Genomic DNA, 18431 nt, shown 5'->3' with positions numbered 1-18431 from the left:
TTTACTCAGAGGGCAAAAAGGGTCCTGATCATGATTTCGAGATCGAAAGCCATCGACTGGTTTTGCATATAGTAATGTTCAAATATCGACCTCTCTTCAGAGTCAACCCTCAGTTTCTTTATTCGGTCAAGACCTGTCAATCCCGGTTTGCACATAAGTTTCACAAAGTCACTGGAAACAGGGAGAAGTGAGATACCTACGAAACTCATACTACCTGAAAGTATGTTAAAAAGCAACGGTAATTCTCTCAAGGTTCGACTTTTAGCGGGTGTCACAAGACCGCTGAAAGTGGTTCCGTCAACACCCCAGAAATCGACCTTCTTCCATTCATGGAAGCGGAGGCGCAAGAAAAGTAAGATGGGACTGAACACAACAATGGCAAAGACGGAGACAACGGTGTCGAACGCCCGCTTCGAAATCATATTCAGCCTGTGATAAAGAGAGTACTCGATGTTGACGAACGGGAAGTTACTTACATCCTCCACGGACGCTTTACCGAGAAGAATATCCCTGTCTTTGGGTACAATACGGTAGGTCAGCCTGAGATCTTTTGTCCCATCCATGACGCTCAACATTTCTTCATTTGTCAAGCCGTCAGAAGAAAAAATAAGTTCCCTGATCCTATTAGTCGAAACGATATTTTCGATCGATTCAAGCATTCCGAGAAAAGGCGGCCATTTCGTATTCTCATTGTCAGACTCTTCCATAGATTCTGCGAAACGGCTGTAGTCGTTGTCAGTGAATCCCACGACATATATGCCGGTATCAAGGCGGCGTCCGATGTTTCTGGCAATTCTTCTTCCCTCACTGCCGGCTCCAACAATGAGCGCCGGTCTGGAAAAAATAGGAGAGTGACTTACCTTCAGGGTTCTGAAAAATCCGCGCGATTTCAATACATGGGACAGCAAGCGCCAGCCGGGTATCAGAAAAGTGATAACCAGCGAAGCTATCAGGAGAACAACGCGTGAAAACGCAAACTGGATGAAAAAATAGGTAAAGGCGACACTGAATAAAAAACCGAGCATTGACGACAGTATGGCACGATTGTAAGATAGAACGAATCGTGAGTAGAGCTGGAATACCGATCCGACAATCAACCAGAGTACAATATAGACCCCTAATGGCAGCAGGTAGCCTTCGTAGAGGGGTGTCAGATCACCAAAGCGCAGAGGGATGGCAATGAGAAAACCTGTAATCACCGATGACACATCAAGCACAGCCGGAATCAACTGGGCTAAGGACGACGACAGGACAGATGAAAATTTTCTGAAGAAGATACCAGTCCGCAGACCCCAGCGAGTAATCAGGGATGAAGTCTTGGAAAAATGTTTATCAACGAAAAGACTCATGGCCCGATAAAACCAGTGAATGCTGTCAAAAGGGGCAACCTTGACACTTTCTCCCTTATAATGCACAATTTGTGTGTCCGGGACATATCGAATCTCCCAACCTGCTTCCATCGCTCTGAAACAGAGGTCGAGGTCTTCACCGAACATGAAGAACCTCTCATCGAATACACCGATCTCATCAATTAATTCGCGCCTGATAAACATACATGATCCACTGATAGCTTCTACTGAATACTCTTCATCAGGATCGAGATATGTCAGATTGTACCTCCCGGCCCATTTGCTCCCTGGGAAAAGAGCACTCAGCCCCAGCAGTTTCGGAAATGCCACCCATGGTGTTGGGAAACTGCGCTTACAAGAGAGTTGCAACGTTCCGTCTGCATTCAGTATTTTGGGCCCGCAGATGGCCACATTCTTCCGTTCAGTCATCTGCTTTAGCAGCGTTGCCAGCGTGTCTTCCTGAACGATGGTGTCCGGATTGAGGACAAGGACATAATCGCCTCTTGCGCGATCGATACCCGCATTAACCGCCTTGCCAAAGCCGACGTTTTCGCGGTGCGCGACTACCTGCACCTGGGAGAATTCGTTGTTCAGCATTTCAACAGAACCATCGAAAGAATTGTTATCTATCACAATTATCTCCACCTCTGACTCAACAGCTGATTCCAATAGCGAAGAGATGCAGTTGGCGAGATAATCCTTAACGTTATAGTTAACAATTATAACAGAGATTATAGCGTTCGATTCGGTCACTGTCTCAATTACTTATGCCAGCCAAAGATTTTCCAGACCCGTAGTCTAAAGATCATAATTGCGGCTTCCAGCATGATTTTTTTGGTCATCTTAGACTCTCCCACGGTGCGATCCACGAAAATAATAGGAATCTCTTTAATGCGGTAGCCTTTTAACCACGCTCTAAAGGTCATCTCGATTTGAAACGAATAGCCCTGGGACTTGATGCTGTCAAGATCGATAGCTTTAAGGACTTCCCTCCGCCAGCACTTGAAGCCTCCCGTTGCATCTTTTACAGGCAGACGGGTGACAATCCTTGAGTAGAGATTTGCGCTGTAACTGATTATCAGGCGCCTGATGGGCCAGTTGACCACATTCACACCGTCGTAGTAACGACTGCCGAGGACCAGATCGTTGGCATCAATAGCCGCAATCAGCCGCGGAACATCATCAGGATTGTGAGACATATCGGCATCCATCTGAACTACACAATCAAAATCTTTCTCCAGTGCATACTTGAATCCCTCAATATAAGCTGTGCCTAATCCCAGCTTCTCACTACGTGACATCAGGTGAATATTGGGATAATTATTCTTTAGTTCATTCACCAGGTCTGCCGTCCCATCAGGAGAGCTGTCATCAACAACGAGAATATGATAGTTACTGTTAATGGTGAAAAGTTTTTCAACAAGCTCACCAATGTTTTTGCGCTCGTTGAAAGTGGGCGTGACGATAAGCGTTTTCAAACGACAATCCCCTCTTTGACCTTCCTGAGGCAATATCCTGTGCTATATGTACGCAGACCCAATATTTCCTCCACTTTTTCTGTTACAAGACCGCTCTTGAGCGGCCGGGGAGCTGCTTGTCCCAGCGTTTCTGTGGTGGTGGGTGAAATGAGTGATACGTCCAGTGAGAATACTTCGGCAATCTTGCGCGCAAATTCAAAACGAGTCAAATACTCAGCACCGCCATAATTAAAGATTCCGCGGATATCGAGTATGATACTCATTTTAATAGCCTCAGCTAATCCTCCGGTCCAGGTAGGATTCCCCCACTGATCATTAACAACCGTGATATTCTTGCTGGCCTCAAGAGAAGATACAACCCAGTTGACAAAACTTGATTCCGATTTTGATGATTTACCGTAAAGAACAATGGTTCGGATAATCACCCAGTGGCTACCACTGCCGCGAACAGCGTTTTCGGCAGCCAGCTTTGTCTTACCATAATAGTTAATTGGATCTGGGATGGCCGATTCGTCGTAAGGCCCTGACTTACCGTTGAAGATGTAGTCAGACGAGATGAGAATAAACTTAGCGGAGGTCTCTCTGATTGAATCGACGAGATTCTCAGTGCCTACTACATTCACCTGCCATGCCTTCTCCTTGTTCTGCTCGCAACCATCTACATTTGTGTGCGATGCCAAGTGAACGACAACATCAGGATCGATCTTCTTGACACAGTTTCTTGTTGAAGTCCGGTCTGTGATGTCGAGAGTGGCTGTGTCACAGTTATGGGAAAAGTTTTCAGGAACGTTTAGCCCCGTGACTGTCAACTCGAAGTGGGGATGCAGCTCATGAATGACAGCCTCTCCGAGCTGCCCGAAGGCTCCTGTTATTAATATCCGTCGCGACATAAGTTTCTATCCGTTCAGCAATCGTCAGGATCAGACCTTTCTAAAGGAATTTATGATAATGTCTTTCTCTCTACAACCTGTATAAAAGGCGATATGACCGATGGTCGTTAAGCTGGATCAGTAGCGAAGGTGCGGATCATAATGTCCATCTGGCGTAGTGACAACATCTTTTTCCCCGAAGGGTGATGAATCAGGTAATTGATATGATATATTCTGTCAGTCCGCTCATCGTAAAATATATATGATACATAGGGGCCTCCTTTAATATCTTTCTTGTGCTCCCACAACCCTTCTGCGCGCCACGCCTTGCGGCCTTTGAACGTTGTCTCCTCAATCTTTTCATAATAATGGGTAAAGTTTACTGTTTTGTAGTAGACCGATGGATAGTCATGTATCATATCTGCCGCGATTTGACTATCCACTGCTTTTGTGACAGGATGATCCACCCACTGAACTGATAGCCAGCGGTAGGGAAAGGATCGGCCAAACCAGATAAAGTTCCTCTGCGGCTGCTCTTTGATCATCACATAATCGTGTTGAATTCTCATCTTCCATTTGTATTTCTGCCACAATTCGTCCGCCAGTTCCTTCTGCTCCATCCTTTTGTACATATGTTTAGCCTGTCTTTCGAGAAACCCAGAATCAAATTGATCGAACAGCCATCTGCCTTTAATCTGAACAGCTTTAGCCAGCTCCTTATCACTATTAGCGGCCAGAACTGCGAAAACCTGATTTCTGGCTAGAAAATCCCGCTTGGCAAAGATATTCTGTTCCCCGCGCCGGATCATTTCTACCTGGTTTTCAGGAAGAATGTTTCTGACCAGCACATCTGCAGTTGTATCCACAACTGAAAACAGCGCGGCAATAACGATATTCGTTCTGACCTTATACTCTTCAAACTGTTCCGGAGTAACATATACGATATCAAAGAAACGTTCCGCCTCCGGTGTGTAGATGACGCGGCCAAAGATGGAGTCAATCAGCGGTTCCACAAAGCGGCGGTCTTCAAAAGAGATTACAACAACGATCTCATTGTCAGCGCCGCTCGAGCGCGGCTTGTAGGAGCAAGAGACCGCAAAAACGATTGCGGTCAGAACAAAAATAGCTGTCAGCGTACGGCCAGTCATCAAACTACAAGTTCGAAGTTCGCCTGACGTTTTTCCACCGTAACGTCCTGCACCCTGATTGTTACCTGCCGACCAATCTGATATTCTTCTTTCCACTGCCTTCCGATAATGACAAATCTTGTCTCGTCATAGCTGTATGAATCATTAGGAATAGTGGCGATATTCACGAAACCTTCAACCATTGCATCCTTGAGTTTTACGAAGAATCCTTTGCTAATAACACCAGAAATGATACCCTCAAATTTTTCCCCAATATGTTGAGAAAGCCAACGAATTTGCTTGATCTTAATGTAGTCCCGCTCGGCTTCAAGGGCCCGGATTTCCGTCTCGGTGGCATTTTTGGCGATCGACTTGAGGTTCGACGAAGAAACTGCATGAACATCTTTCACTTTAAAGAAGTGAGTCTTCAGAAACCGGTGAACCATCAGATCGGGATACCTTCTGATGGGAGAAGTAAAATGGGTATAGAACTTGAAAGCCAGTCCGTAATGCCCTCTGTTCTCGACTGAGTAGATAGCCTTCGTCATTGTCCTCAGAGCCAGATTTTCAATCAGCGGCTTGTATGGTGAATCTTCGACCTCTGCCAGAAGCCTCCTGATATACTTTGAATCTTGACTCGAGGAAGCACTGTCAAGAAGATTGAGTCTTTTGACTATATCTAGCAACCTTTCCATATCGGCTTTTGTAGGCTTGTCATGAATCCTGAAAATAAACGGTTTGGTAGGCATCTCCCTGCTGACTTTCTCAGCCACCATGCGGTTAGCCAGTAGCATAAATTCCTCTATCAGCCGGTGACTGTCCAATCGCTCACTGGGATGGATTTCATGTGGAATGCCACCATTCTGGAAACGAAAGATCGGTTCAGGTATGTCAAAATCGATGCTACCCGCCTCGTGTCTCTTATGGAGCAAAGTCTCCGCCGTCGCATACATCTCTTTCAGTTTGGCGGCATGTCTCGATTCTTGTTTCCCATCAAATATGGCTTGAACCTCCCGGTAGCTGAATCGTTTCGCCGTTCGGATAACTGACCGGTGGAATTCTGAGCCTTTCACATCATTGTTCTTATCGAGCGTCATAAGTACCGACAGGGCCAGCCGATCTTCATTGGGGAGTAGTGAACAAATTTTCGCTGATAACGACTCAGGCAGCATGTGGACTGTCCCCTCTGCAAAATAGACGGAAGTACCCCTGTTTCTTGCTTCCCTATCGAGCTCAGACCCTTGCGCCACAAAAGAACTTACATCGGCTATGTGCACGCCCATGACAAGATTGCCCTCTTCATCCTTCTCAAGCGATACTGCATCATCAAAATCACGCGCATTCTCAGGATCGATTGTGAAACAGGCTAGATCTCTCAGATCTGTGCGTATTTGCAATTCTTTCTCTATATCCTTCTGCCCGAATCGTTCACTTTCCCTGAGGACCTTTTCAGGAAATGCGGAGTCAAGATCGAATTTGTGGCAGACAATCTGCATATCATCTTCCGGCTCGAAAATGGATCCGACCACCTGGATCACTTTTGCTTTAACTGGACGTCGCGCCCCACCCCAGTCACGCACACGGGCAACGACAGCATCGCCGTCCCTGAGATCAAAGTCATTAGCATTCACAAGCCGAATTCCTCTCTGAGGAGACGCCGGTTCGATGGCCAGGGTAAAAAATCCATTTTCGCTGGAGGCGACACCAATCAACTGACGGCTTCCCCGTTCTACAATTTCTACTACCTTTCCCTCGCTCCTATGGTACCTTGTTGCCGGCAAGACGGCCACCTTCACCAGGTCACCGTGCATAGCACCGCCAAGATTCCTCGAGCTAATAAAGATGTCATCGCTCTCTGCCTGAAGTACAAATCCAAATCCTCTCTGATTCAACACCAGCCTGCCTTGAACCTTTCCACTCTTTTCTGCCCATAGGTAACCGCCGCCTCTAACCCGCAACAGCACCCCCTCTTTTTCCAGTTTCTGTAATTGGTCACTGAACTTACGATACCCTTCTCTCTTGACGGATAATCGCCTGGCCAGTTCGCGTTTTCTGAAGATATATTCAGGATGTTTTTTAAAAGCTGCGAGAATCTTGGTGCGCATCAGAAATCTCCCTGAAGCCGCACATGTATTTTCCCTTTGCCCGGAGAATCGTTCCTGTTCAGGGCGTATTCCAGACGAAGGATGCCGACGGGTGTGAGTTGATTAATGCCGAAGCCGGCTGACAGTAGTCTGTTGTTCAGCGAGTCGAAGAGTCCCGCATCAGAAAAGAGATAGAGATTATTTGCTGTACCTGTGTGATACCTCAGTTCCAATTGACTCAGGATCATCCAGTCGGCGGCAAACTGTTGTTCCCGGTAACCCCTCAGACTAGAGGCGCCGCCGAACCTCAGTTTTTCACTCAGTGGTAGACGAAGTGCGGAAGACAGATGGACAACAGACGCCGTCCCCATCAGGGCGAGACACCACTTACTCTTAATTTGATTTACCACCTCTCCTTCTAATTTCAGCCGACTGAGAACACCCTTCTCCTCTCCAAGCGATGAGTAATCGCCCAGTTGACCGCGGACAGAGTAGCTGTACCCCTGCGAAGGATTCCAGCGTCTGTCAAACCTATTTTGTTCATTCTGAAGCACTACAGACTTGATAGAATGATCCGTCATACCCAGAGCCTTCCCGTTTTCGGATGCAGTAACTATACTGTTTTCACCGCCGACATACCATTTTCCGCTGCGCGAGAAAGGCTTTGTTACCGAAACAGCAGATTCACGTTTTACATAAAGCCCGTCCTGAAGGATTTGACTGAAAGAGCCGTTAATGCCAAAATCGAACTTCCAGATAAATGGTTCCTCGTAACTCAAGCGAAAGATCTGAGACCGGTCATCCTTGCGATACCACCACAAGTCCGCCGCTGACGCTGTTCCCATAAGATTCTCCGCGTGGAGTCTGAGTTCGCCGATCAGCCGTCTTGTACCGTCATTGCGCGGCTGGGATCCGAGCGTACCGTGAAAACTGTTGTGGAAATCTTCTTTCAGCGGCACTACCATGGCTATGCGCTCTTTGGCATAGCTGGCATAATATGGAACGCTCTCCATCTTTAGTAAAGAAATTCCATTAAGGAAACGGTCCGCTTTGTCCACTGTCATCTGCGAGGCAGGGGCCGATTTAATGAAACGGAGAATACGCGCAAACTTTTTTGAATTGCGATGACCCAGCCCCACAACCACGACCGAATCGACTGAGGCGAACTTAACGGATGATACGCGCCATTTCGCTTCGACCGCGCCTGCAGAACTTTCGCTCCACTTTAAATCAGCCAGCGCCAGGCTCGAATACAGTCTACCTGACTCTATGTATTCTTTCCGCTCCTGCTGGATGAAGGAGTGCAGCTCTTGCAGATTATCAAAGTTACGCCGAATGACGAGTGTATCACAGTTAGAAACTGGTACAGGCAACTGCGAAGTAAGCGGCTGCGCACCCAGCAGACTCGACAAAATCAACAGTGTGAGAACGGTTTTAGAATGAGGCACGAATTTCTCCCGTTACTGTCAAAAGTCCATCATGGATTTGATTCGCAATATAGTTGAAGTTGGCGCTGGCAGAGATCCCTTCCCTGAAGAAGAGCAGGGCTGTGACGGAAGATCGCAGGTTATTACCTACTTGCATCCCCCGTACCGCCTCTGGCGGAAGAGAGGCGCTCAACTGTTCTGCGGATGTGACCCTGAAGTAGTCTGCTGACCCTTCGATGCGGCCTCCCGCTTTACGAAAAAACAGGGCGTGCATCCCGGCACCGCGAAGGAAAACAGTAAAGTCCTCGAAACTGTTCGAGCCACTATCGCTTCCTAGGTAAATATCGCCGCCCAGTTCCAGAACTTCTGTGGAACGCCACCTAAGACCTGTATCGAGGTTCCACCCACGGGCGTTTCGGTTACGTGAAGTGATTGCTGAATTGAGGACCTTGTCGTGTCTGTCAACATTTACCACACCGGTGATGGAGTTTAATAACGGCTCTTCCGCGGATAAGGCGTGCGACAGACTCACCCGTTCGAACGACTCCTGAAATGATTTTCCCACAACCTCCGTGCGATAGTTGGAGGTCAGGCGCACTCTTCTCCTCTTTTCCCTGGGAGCATAATTCAGATCCTGACGCAGAATGATCCTTGCGCGATGCAAGCCGCTCGCTGACATGGATGGTCCCACCATATAAGCGAATCTTGAGTCGGAACTCTGAATATCACTGCTACCGAGAAATCTCCACGTGAACGGACGCAGTCGCAAACGATCAGACCTGCGAAAGTCGAAGGCGAATCGGACGCCAGTAGCCAGGTGAGTGGACGGCGTCTTCTTGCCAGACGGCAGATGCAGAAGCCTGAAGTTGCCGTTCGTATCGAGAAAATAGGCAGCATAATCGCTATCATAGCGGTAATCGCCCCTCCCCTCTCCTACCAAGTCGTAGACGGCTACCTTCTCTTCAAATAGTGACTGCTCCAGTTTGAAATCGAGTTTTCCCGAGACGATACTCCTGCGGGGATTGTAGCCAAACGATCCTCTTGCTAGCCCGTAGTTGAGGTCGTCGCGATTGTCGGCAAACGATTTCAGCCGCTGTCTCAACACCAGGTTGAATCTGTAACCGGAAGGTAATCTAGCCCGCATATCGAGGTGACCGAGCCAGCCGGTGCTTTCCCACTGCCATTCGCCTGATGTTGCGTGTGCTACATCGTCACGGCGAACCAATCCCACATCTCCCCGGAACAGTTTGCCACCCAGCGCTACACCCGCCTCTGCTTCAGAAAACTGGAACTCTGCCGTACTCGCCTCGCTATCATAGCGCAGGTACGGATGGATTTCGCCCGGAAGGAATCGCGCTGTCATCCTCTGCCTGCGCCAACTGGACCTACCTGGTTGGAAAGGATTAACAATCTTGAAAGCCGTACCAGCATTTACCACTCTGTCAGCTTGAGTAAATGAGACACTTAGTTGTGGAATAAAGGGCGACGAAATAGATGCGGAACCATGCCAGCGATGCGCCTTTTGGAACAAATCGTCATAGACACCATAGGATACAGTGCTGTTCAAGACTTTACCGAGACGATGACCCATCTGAAATGAAGTCAAGTTACGCCCCAGACCATCCGTCTGGGCGTAGGATTGTGTAGCCTTGTCGAGATTCCACTCGCGGGAGAATTCCACCCGTTCATCACGCTGCAGGGATGCGAACTCTTCACCGCGTCGCTGAATAAGACCTGACAATTTGAGATCACCCCAATTGCCCGGAAGATCCTGAGAATGCGAGAGGGACATTTGTCCGGCGTAGCCCGAGTTATCATTGTCATCGAGGGACGAGTAGAGATTCCTGTCCAGTACGGATGATGCCAGTTCACCTGAGACTATGGTCGAGTCGGAGAGATATATTTTTGTGTCCAACGTAGCCACCTGATGAAGCTCCGGAGACGCCACAGGACGCCACGGGACGTAAAGGTCTGATATTTCCTCTCTTTCACTCTGAGGCACATATTCATAGAAGACTACTCCTTCACTATCGACACGGCGCGCGTACATTCCGGCTGGCCCCATATTATGGAAGGAGACACGATAGGTTACCTCGTTCTCCAACTTTTCGTCGTTATATATGTAAATAAAGACAGAATCTGGGTCGGCGTCTGTAGCGGGTTCCCGGATGTAATGCCCGACTGAATCGATGACGGCAGTAGATCTCATTATACCGTCATCGCCACTCAGTTCAAGAAGATTGTGACTATCCTGCCCGGCGGCAATGGCGAGCCGCGAATCGAGGTCATCCCCCTCCCTAACCCAGTTCACGGAAGCACGGGACTTCCCATCAGAGAAGAGATTTACTGCAGATACCGCCGACATCTGCCGCGTGTATACAAAATCTGAGTATTCGTACTCAACGTAAATGCGGCTGCTGGATTCTATTACGCGGCGCGGCGTGAAGGTGATCTCGCCCTGAGAGTAGTCCACCGTATAATCGTTATTGTCTCCTCTCTCCAGACGCTTCCCGTCTATCCATACCTTTTCCGAACCAGCCATGACAATGATTCCTCTGGTTCCATTGTCCGAATAGAGCAAATAGGGCCCTTGATTCTGATCTTCGCCCATTAACTCTATTCTATGAAATTTCGCGCTAGAAGTGCCAATTGTAGTCATAACCTTTGAGTCGTCACCACCCATCTTGACCTTTAGACCCTGAAGCCTTCTGGACATGGTCAGAAAGTTCCCAGCACTGATATCCATATCTATGTCACCAGCTGTTATATCAGCAAAAGGGTGCTTTACTTCTAGGTATACTTTATCTATTTCTTCCAGCGCCTGGGTGTTGCCTTCGGGCTGGATGGGAGAATTCTGATCGGACAGTGAACCAGCGATGGTCATATCTTCCGTGATCTTACCCTGCAGGCTGAAGTTTAGTCCCCCGGTAAGGGACGCGCCACTGGCAGGCGAAAGCGATATACCTCTAAAGAGTGAACCGTCAGTTACCAGCGGCAGATCACCGGAAGAGAATTGCGGCAGTTGAGGTGCTTTTATCGGCAAGGCCGGCTTTTGCGCAATCTCTTCCAGTCTGGGCAGCGAATCGATAGGCGGCTTGTATACGGTCTGAATCGTCGAAGCGAGCGTCTGATAATGAATAATAAGAGTGGTCGGCGACGAAGGAAGGCTATGAAGACGAACTTTTCCGCTCACCGTCTCCAACTCATAATCGTGAATGGGTCTATCACCTATAAATAGTCTTTCGGATCCTCGGATCACAAAGCCGTGACTGAGGGTGATGACAGAATCATCGTGCTGTACCGCAAGCGTATCGGCGACAACCATTACAGCGACGGAATCGTCTTCCGCCTTTCCCGCTGTCAGCGTAATCAAAAGTAAAAATATTCTGGTCAGCTTACTCAAGGTATCTCAGCCTTGCGGTAAGGATCTCCCCTGATAATTCATCGATGACGTAGATTGTGTCACCACGAATATCCACATCGGCAACGGTGATCTGCCGCTCCTTTTTAGCTTGTTGCAAAACGGGGTACAATGCTCGAGATTCTGCGGTGACAATCCAGCCTTTGCCTGACTGTTCCGTCAGAAGCCAGTTTCCGTTCCAACTGCTGACGCTAGGATTGTGTTGCTCATCAATAGCAACTCTGTATAGCTGACTACCTTCGCGCGAAAAAATGGAGAGGAGGTCTGTTCCCCGATCTACCACAGCAATCTCTCCTAAAGTGTTGACCGCAATGTCAGTCACATCAACAAGTCTGTCCTCACCGTAGGCAGCATCACCGATAACTGTAATAATTTCCGCCCTAGCGGAGAGACTGTGCAATTCACTTGCAGCAGAACTTGCTATGATCACTTCCTCCCACCGATTCTTACCGATTTTATAGGGATACTCAAGAGTAAGATGACGCCGGGATGAGTTTAACCGAAGATCATCTATGAAGTTCAGTTTTCTGTCAAAGCGCAGCAACCTGTGTGACGCGTGGTCGGAGAGGATGACATCCAGCCCCGGAGCAGCTTTAATATCGGTGGCATGTGCAAACTTGTCATCCTCATCACCCCAGCCGCCGGCAAGACGCGGTGTCGAACCATCACCCGGAATCCGGGCGAGCCAGTAGTTTTCATCATCCACCAGATAAAGATCGCCAAACTGGTTAACGGCCAACTGATGTGGTACAAAATTTTTGTTTCTTAAATCTTCAGGCAGAGGCAACGCCTGCCACGGCGTGCGGACAACCTGCGGCACCGCAGAAGTCAGAAAAAGTAGCAGCGTAACTGTTGTTGAGACTATGCCGATCTGACCTGACAAAGAGGTGTCAGGCCTCCGCCTTGACGGCTGGTTCTTGGTCATGCTTTGAACTGAATCTAAAGATGAGATAACTACCCGTGAGGAACAAAATGATTGAGATAAGTTGTGCGCCAGACAGGCCAAACAGGTACTTGTTGGTTGTTCTGATGAATTCGATGAGGAAGCGTTCCGTTCCAGCAAGAATGAGATAGATGGAAAAGAGTATTCCAACAGTTTGAATCTTCGTTCTCAGATTCCATAACAGTGCAAAGATTCCGAGACCCGCCAATGTCTCATAGAGTTGTGTTGGATGGACGGGAATCGTGGTAGGTGGACTCCCTTTTGGAAAAGTCATAGCCCACGGCAGACTGCTGGCGACACCGTAATCATCTCCCACCATGAAGCACCCGATGCGGCCGACGGCATAACCGAGAATCAACAGCGGCGCCACAATATCGGCAAACTCTAGCCACGGCAGATTTTTCTTTCTAAGGAGCAGAGTAACCGCCAGCATCCCTCCCGCCAGTCCGCCCAGGAAGACGAGACCGGAACCGCTGAAGATCATGCCGAGCGGATCGTAGGCAAAAGCGCGATGATTCTCTATCATGTAGTAGATCTTTGAGCCGACAATACCGCCGATGGCAGCCCAGAACACGAGATCCCCGGCAAGTTCGGGATTGCGTCCTCTCCTCTTCAGATCTTTGTGCAAAAGATAGTAATCGATCAGGAACGCCGTAGCAAGCATGAATCCGTAGGACGGAATTTTGAGGGGACCGATTTCGAAAAGGAAAGGTCTCACGGCAACTTACTACCGCATCCTGAACAAAACCGATCACTTTCCTTGACCTTAGTACCACACTGATGACAGAATTTCTTCTGCGCATCACCGGTCGAAGGAGGTGTCGATTTTGAATTGGATCGCCAGAAAAGGAATCCGACAGCGACCGCGAGCAGTCCTAATACGGTGAGCGGTTCATAAGTAGGGAGGCGAAAGCGTGATATCTTTTCCCGGCCGCCGCTTGTCGCGGAAGGAGACGATTGGTCACCCCCCAGCATCTCCTGTAAGAGAGCGACACTGAGTCTTCCTGAAGGATTGCGATAGGAAAAGGATATCTCTTTCGCGGATCCCGCCGCAAGAGACGGGAGATGTGTGCGGGAGTACGTCACGTGTTCGTCGGAAAACGTCTCCATCTCCTTCTCGGAAAAGGTAAATCCCTGGGCGGCAAGAGGGTGCTGAATGGCGATGTGATAATCGGCAAGGGGTTGATTGAGTTGCAGTGTGATCTTCACTTGGCGATTTTCTGATGCAGTAAACGGATTGAAGTAGTATTCTAGCTGAAAACTGTTGCGCACCACAGTTAGATCGACCCATTGACCACCAGCTCTCTGCACAAGATCAACGGGGCTCAAGTCACTCACCGTATCGCTCTGTCCCACTGCCATGACGACTGTGGTTTCATCGGGCACACGAACCTCCAGTGTCAGAGGTAACCTGTCACTTTTTACAGTCCCTGTACAGATTACAAGGACGCCGGGATGGTCATATTCAGGCCAGACGGCAACAACAAAATTTTCGAATGGTGTCTCGGCTACGGATTGCGCCGCAAGAAAACCCGCTAAAAAGACAAAAGATAATGCGTTTCTAATCATTGCTCCAAGGTCTCGAGTTTAGAGAGACCTCTACGGATAATCAACCGAAAAGGGGTGGTAAAGTTCCATTGAACAATATGCGCTTTCTGTCACCACTGAGTAATGCATCACGATCTTTCAAACACCCCTGCAGCACAATAGCCCACCACTTGATCCTTTGAACCGGCGGTATCCCCCGAGTTCCTATAATCGAGAATCTCAATCACTATATTGTTACGCTCCTTCACCACTGAGAGTAAGGCGAAGACCGAACCAAAGCCACACGCCTCCACTTCGCGTTTTCTGGAAGCAGTCCACAATTCATCCAGGTTACCCGATTCTATCATTTTACAGAAGCGACCGTCTATCCGCTTTGCCGTATTGTAGGGATAGTAATGTGACAGATCGGAAGAGATGACCACAAGAATTTGTGACTGCAAATATTCCCTAATAATTGCCGTCGCCTGCTTCGCCGTTTCCCGATTCTGGAGGCCCATAACGATGGGGATGAGCTGCCACCCCGGCTCGAGAACCTTCTGTAGGAACGGTAGTTGTACCTCCAGTGCGTGTTCGCTTCCGTGGCCGAGGTCTGAGCTGACGGCGCCGTGCTCTTGGCAAAGCCGTTCTCTTTCTTCCACCGCCACCTCTACTTCCCCCAACGGTGTGTACATGGCATCACCTGAATAGATGGAGAGTCCCTCAAAGGCATCAAAGTGACTGGGTGCAAAGACGGCGACCTTGTGGAAGGAGCATCCTCGAAGGCATGCGTAGGCACTGGCAGCTACCGGACCGGAATAGATATAACCGGCGTGCGGCACGATGATCCCCACGGGAGCGGGTCCATCATGTTCCGGTACTTCACTGAGGTATGTTTCTATCTGACGGGACAAGACGTCAAGATTGTCGGGATAGAACATTCCCGCCACAGCCGCTGCTCTTGTTACCATAGTGCTACTCAGAGGTAAAGATTCATCTTATCGTCAAATTAAAAACTACTACAAAATCATAAACCATGTGGGCGTAAGCGGTGATCCCAAATCCCCGCGTCACATAAAGTGAACCGAGCAAAACACCAGCGAATAGTCGATAAAAGAATAGCATCAGGTTGAACGGTTCGCCAAAGGCACCGACGAAATGAAATCCTGAGAAGAGACAAGCGGAAATAAAGATGGCTGCCAGAATACGCCACACTTTTTTCCAGAGGAAAATGAATTTAAGGATCTGTGAAATAAGGGCGATGGCGAACACGCGAAAGACAAACTCTTCGTACAGCCCGGCACCGATGGAGAGGACGATCTGCTGTGAAAGCATCTTACCGGACGGAAACATGAGTAAAACGGGAGAGTATTTCATCACAACATAAAGCAACACTCCCCAAAGGGTCCCCTCCAGCAGCATCTGCAGCAGGTACTCGCCACGGACAGCAGTGATGCTCCAATTCTTCTTTTGGAAAAGAAAAACAACCATAAACCCGATGATGAACGCTACGCTGAGAACGTACGCACCCCACGCGCCAAACAGTGCCAGAAACTGTCTCATGAGGACGTCGGCGCCGTTGCGCAGAGTAGCCACCTGGTCACGGCTCAAGAAAAGAACCATGACCTCGTAGACAGCAAAAAGGGGCAGTGTAAAAATAAAGCTGTAGTATGGTGAGCGGGAAAGAGTCCAGTAGCTGGTATTATTCTGCATAATCAATCATCACGGGGGCAGGTTAACATAACGAGGAGAGAGTATCCAAAGAGAGTTGTGGTTCTGTATGCTGTTTCAGTGAAAAAAAATATCACTTTTTCTGTTCAACCTGAAAGAGAGCCAGAAACGCCTCTTGCGGCACCTCTACCCTGCCGATCTGTTTCATCCGCTTCTTGCCGGCTTTCTGCTTCTCCCACAGCTTGCGCTTGCGTGTTATATCGCCGCCATAACACTTAGCCGTCACCTGCTTCCGGAAAGGTCGAACCGTCTCGCGGGCGATGATCTTGGAACCGATAGATGCCTGGATTACCACTTCAAACATCTGCCGCGGTATCACTTCACGGAGACGTTGGCACAGATCCCGGCCTTTCTGGTATGCTGTCTCCCGGTTTGTGATTGAAGAGAGGGCGTCCACCACTTCGCCGCCGATGAGGATATCAAGCTTCTGCAATGGGCTGGCCCGGAATCCGCTATGCTCGTAGTCAAACGAGGCGTAGCCGCGGGAGACTGACTTGAGCTTGTCATAGAAATCAAAGACGATTTCCGCCAGCGGGAGATCGTACTTCAGCTGGACGCGCGTCTTGGAGAAGTAATGCGTATTGAGATAACTCCCGCGCTTTCCCTGGCACAGCTTCATAAGAGCACCGACGTATTCCGACGGTGTAATAATCTCTGCCGCCACGTAAGGCTCACGAATCTCGTCGATCTCGCCAGCAGGCGGCAGCGTGGTGGGATTATCAATTTCGACGATTTCTCCTCCTCTTAGCACCACCTGATATCTGACGTTAGGAACCGTGGTAATGAGGTTGAGATCGAACTCTCGCTCAAGCCGTTCGCGAACAATATCCATATGCAGGAGTCCTAGAAATCCGCAGCGAAAACCAAACCCCAGCGCAGTGGAGGTCTCCGGTTCATAAACCAGAGATGCATCATTGAGCCTCAGTTTTTCGATAGAATCACGCAGCCGTTCGTAGTCATCGTTCACCACCGGGAAGAGACCTGAGAAAATCATCGGCTTCATCTCCTCGTAGCCGGCAAGTGCTTCCGAAGCCCCATTCTCCTTTGTGGTAATTGTATCTCCAACTTTCAGCTCCTTAACATCTTTCACGCCGGCCACCACATAGCCCACATCGCCGGACTGCAACCGCTCGGCCTTCATCCGTTTGAGAATAAAGTGGCCTACCTCCGTGATTTCGTGCTGTCGACCCGTTGACATGAACTGGGCCGTCATTCCCGGTTCGATGATGCCATCGAACAACCGTATGTAGGGAATCGCTCCGCGATATGAATCGAAGGCCGAATCGAATACCAGGGCACGAACAGGTTTATTTGAATGGTCAGCTGGCGGCGGGATCTTTTTGATTACAGCACGAAAAAGAGTTTCCACTCCCTGTCCCGTCTTGGCGCTGAGCGTCAGGATCTCCTCCTCGGAACAGCCGATGAGATCCATCACCTGCTGCGAGACCTCTTGCGGACGCGCCGTGGGAAGATCAACTTTGTTGAGGACAGGAATGATCTCCAGTTCGTTTTCCAGCGCCACGTAGGCGTGACTCACAGTCTGAGCTTCTACCCCCTGGGCGGCATCCACCAGAAGGATTGCGCCTTCACAGGCCGCCAGGGAGCGGGAAACTTCGTAGGAGAAATCCACATGTCCGGGAGTATCTATAAGATTAAAAATGTACTCATTCCCATCGCTGTGATTAACGTGCATCTGAATGGGATGGCTCTTGATGGTGATGCCGCGTTCCCGCTCCAGTTCCATATCATCGAGAACTTGATCCTTCATGTCTCGCTTGGCGAGGGTGTGCGTCATCTCCAGCAGGCGGTCGGCCAACGTCGACTTACCGTGGTCGATGTGAGCTATGATGCAGAAGTTGCGAATGAATTCGGTTTTCATACGGGCGAATTTACCGGAACGCTGCTAAGGCACCAAGACACGAAATAGAGCTTGAAACTGAAAGCGGTAAGCTTCCAAGCTTTCCCGAGCTCTCAACTCTATGTCCCTTTCCCGTTTGCCATAATCCTCTCGCCATCGTAAACTCCTCGCCAATTGTATAAGAAGTAGACTCGTCTCATCATCAAAGCTTGATAACGTGGAGACAACAATATGTTAGGAAACCTTGGAGAACTTCTGAATCAATGGACAGCAACTCTGAGCGGCTGGATATCACTGCCGCTAATCTTTATCCTTCTTGGCTCGGGAATGTTCATCACCTTCAGCCTGAGATGGATTCAGATTCGCCATCTGAAGCACAGTTTCGACGTCGTAGGGGGCAAGTACGACAATCCGGAGGACGAAGGTGACGTTACCCATTTTCAAGCTCTCTCCGCGGCACTCTCCTCCACCATCGGTATCGGCAACATCGCCGGAGTGGCGCTGGCTGTTCGTCTCGGCGGACCGGGAGCCCTGTTCTGGATGTGGGTCACGGCCCTCTTTGGTATGGCCGTAAAATATGCCGAATGCTCTCTCTCTCACCGCTTCCGCGTTATCCATGA

General features: G+C 49.2%; 14 protein-coding genes. 1 reads left to right on the top strand and 13 read right to left on the bottom strand.

Features of this window, described 5'->3' with window-relative positions:
- Positions 1–5: 5 nt before the first annotated feature.
- From QF669_00615 to lepA, 13 genes are all read right to left on the bottom strand, one after another.
- A complete protein-coding gene (locus tag QF669_00615; protein ID MDP6455948.1) occupies positions 6–2102 on the bottom strand; it encodes a glycosyltransferase in 2097 nt (698 codons plus the stop codon).
- A gap of 8 nt (positions 2103–2110) precedes the next feature.
- Positions 2111–2827 carry a polyprenol monophosphomannose synthase gene (locus QF669_00610; protein MDP6455947.1) on the bottom strand — a complete coding sequence of 239 codons (717 nt, stop codon included), beginning with the start codon at positions 2825–2827 and terminating at the stop codon, positions 2111–2113.
- Complete coding sequence (locus QF669_00605; protein ID MDP6455946.1) at positions 2824–3717, bottom strand: NAD(P)-dependent oxidoreductase; 894 nt, start codon at positions 3715–3717, stop codon at positions 2824–2826. Before QF669_00605 ends, QF669_00610 begins: the two co-directional genes overlap by 4 nt.
- Before the next feature lie 107 nt (positions 3718–3824).
- The gene (locus tag QF669_00600; protein ID MDP6455945.1) at positions 3825–4844 is read right to left on the bottom strand and encodes a DUF4837 family protein; all 1020 of its coding nucleotides are present in this window, start codon (positions 4842–4844) and stop codon (positions 3825–3827) included.
- The gene (gene rnr / locus QF669_00595) at positions 4844–6928 is read right to left on the bottom strand and encodes a ribonuclease R (protein MDP6455944.1); all 2085 of its coding nucleotides are present in this window, start codon (positions 6926–6928) and stop codon (positions 4844–4846) included. The genes QF669_00600 and rnr overlap by 1 nt, the downstream gene beginning before the upstream one ends.
- Positions 6928–8355 (bottom strand): BamA/TamA family outer membrane protein, encoded by a 1428-nt coding sequence (locus QF669_00590; protein MDP6455943.1) that lies wholly within the window; start codon positions 8353–8355, stop codon positions 6928–6930. The genes rnr and QF669_00590 overlap by 1 nt, the downstream gene beginning before the upstream one ends.
- On the bottom strand, positions 8342–11737 hold the full coding sequence (locus QF669_00585) for a hypothetical protein (protein ID MDP6455942.1): 3396 nt from the start codon (positions 11735–11737) through the stop codon (positions 8342–8344). The genes QF669_00590 and QF669_00585 overlap by 14 nt, the downstream gene beginning before the upstream one ends.
- Positions 11730–12638 (bottom strand): hypothetical protein, encoded by a 909-nt coding sequence (locus QF669_00580; GenBank protein MDP6455941.1) that lies wholly within the window; start codon positions 12636–12638, stop codon positions 11730–11732. Before QF669_00580 ends, QF669_00585 begins: the two co-directional genes overlap by 8 nt.
- 7 nt (positions 12639–12645) lie before the next feature.
- Positions 12646–13416: a prolipoprotein diacylglyceryl transferase gene (lgt, locus tag QF669_00575; GenBank protein ID MDP6455940.1), complete on the bottom strand. Its 771-nt coding sequence runs from the start codon at positions 13414–13416 to the stop codon at positions 12646–12648.
- Positions 13413–14267, bottom strand: a complete 855-nt coding sequence (locus QF669_00570; protein ID MDP6455939.1) for a zinc ribbon domain-containing protein — start codon at positions 14265–14267, stop codon at positions 13413–13415. Before QF669_00570 ends, lgt begins: the two co-directional genes overlap by 4 nt.
- 107 nt (positions 14268–14374) lie before the next feature.
- Positions 14375–15193 carry an AmmeMemoRadiSam system protein B gene (gene amrB / locus QF669_00565; protein MDP6455938.1) on the bottom strand — a complete coding sequence of 273 codons (819 nt, stop codon included), beginning with the start codon at positions 15191–15193 and terminating at the stop codon, positions 14375–14377.
- A 22-nt stretch (positions 15194–15215) separates the two neighbouring features.
- The gene (locus QF669_00560) at positions 15216–15935 is read right to left on the bottom strand and encodes a CPBP family glutamic-type intramembrane protease (GenBank protein ID MDP6455937.1); all 720 of its coding nucleotides are present in this window, start codon (positions 15933–15935) and stop codon (positions 15216–15218) included.
- Between the two features lie 91 nt (positions 15936–16026).
- Positions 16027–17832: a translation elongation factor 4 gene (lepA, locus tag QF669_00555; GenBank protein ID MDP6455936.1), complete on the bottom strand. Its 1806-nt coding sequence runs from the start codon at positions 17830–17832 to the stop codon at positions 16027–16029.
- 210 nt (positions 17833–18042) lie between these two features.
- Here lepA and QF669_00550 point away from each other — a divergent pair.
- Positions 18043–18431, top strand: a 389-nt coding sequence (locus QF669_00550; GenBank protein MDP6455935.1) for an alanine:cation symporter family protein, incomplete at its 3' end; no start/stop codon positions are given.

The sequence above is a fragment of the Candidatus Neomarinimicrobiota bacterium genome (assembly GCA_030743815.1).
Classification (GTDB): domain Bacteria; phylum Fidelibacterota; class Marinisomatia; order Marinisomatales; family S15-B10; genus UBA2146.
This window is presented reverse-complemented; position numbering and strand designations above follow the sequence as displayed.

Excerpts from the sequence above, each read along its gene's own strand:
- QF669_00605 (MDP6455946.1), bottom strand. The coding sequence starts at position 3,717 with ATGTCGCGACGGATATTAATAACAGGAGCCTTCGGGCAGCTCGGAGAG.
- rnr (MDP6455944.1), bottom strand. The coding sequence starts at position 6,928 with ATGCGCACCAAGATTCTCGCAGCTTTTAAAAAACATCCTGAATATATC.
- QF669_00560 (MDP6455937.1), bottom strand. The coding sequence starts at position 15,935 with ATGCAGAATAATACCAGCTACTGGACTCTTTCCCGCTCACCATACTAC.
- lepA (MDP6455936.1), bottom strand. The coding sequence starts at position 17,832 with ATGAAAACCGAATTCATTCGCAACTTCTGCATCATAGCTCACATCGAC.
- QF669_00600 (MDP6455945.1), bottom strand. The coding sequence starts at position 4,844 with ATGACTGGCCGTACGCTGACAGCTATTTTTGTTCTGACCGCAATCGTT.
- amrB (MDP6455938.1), bottom strand. The coding sequence starts at position 15,193 with ATGGTAACAAGAGCAGCGGCTGTGGCGGGAATGTTCTATCCCGACAAT.
- QF669_00570 (MDP6455939.1), bottom strand. The coding sequence starts at position 14,267 with ATGATTAGAAACGCATTATCTTTTGTCTTTTTAGCGGGTTTTCTTGCG.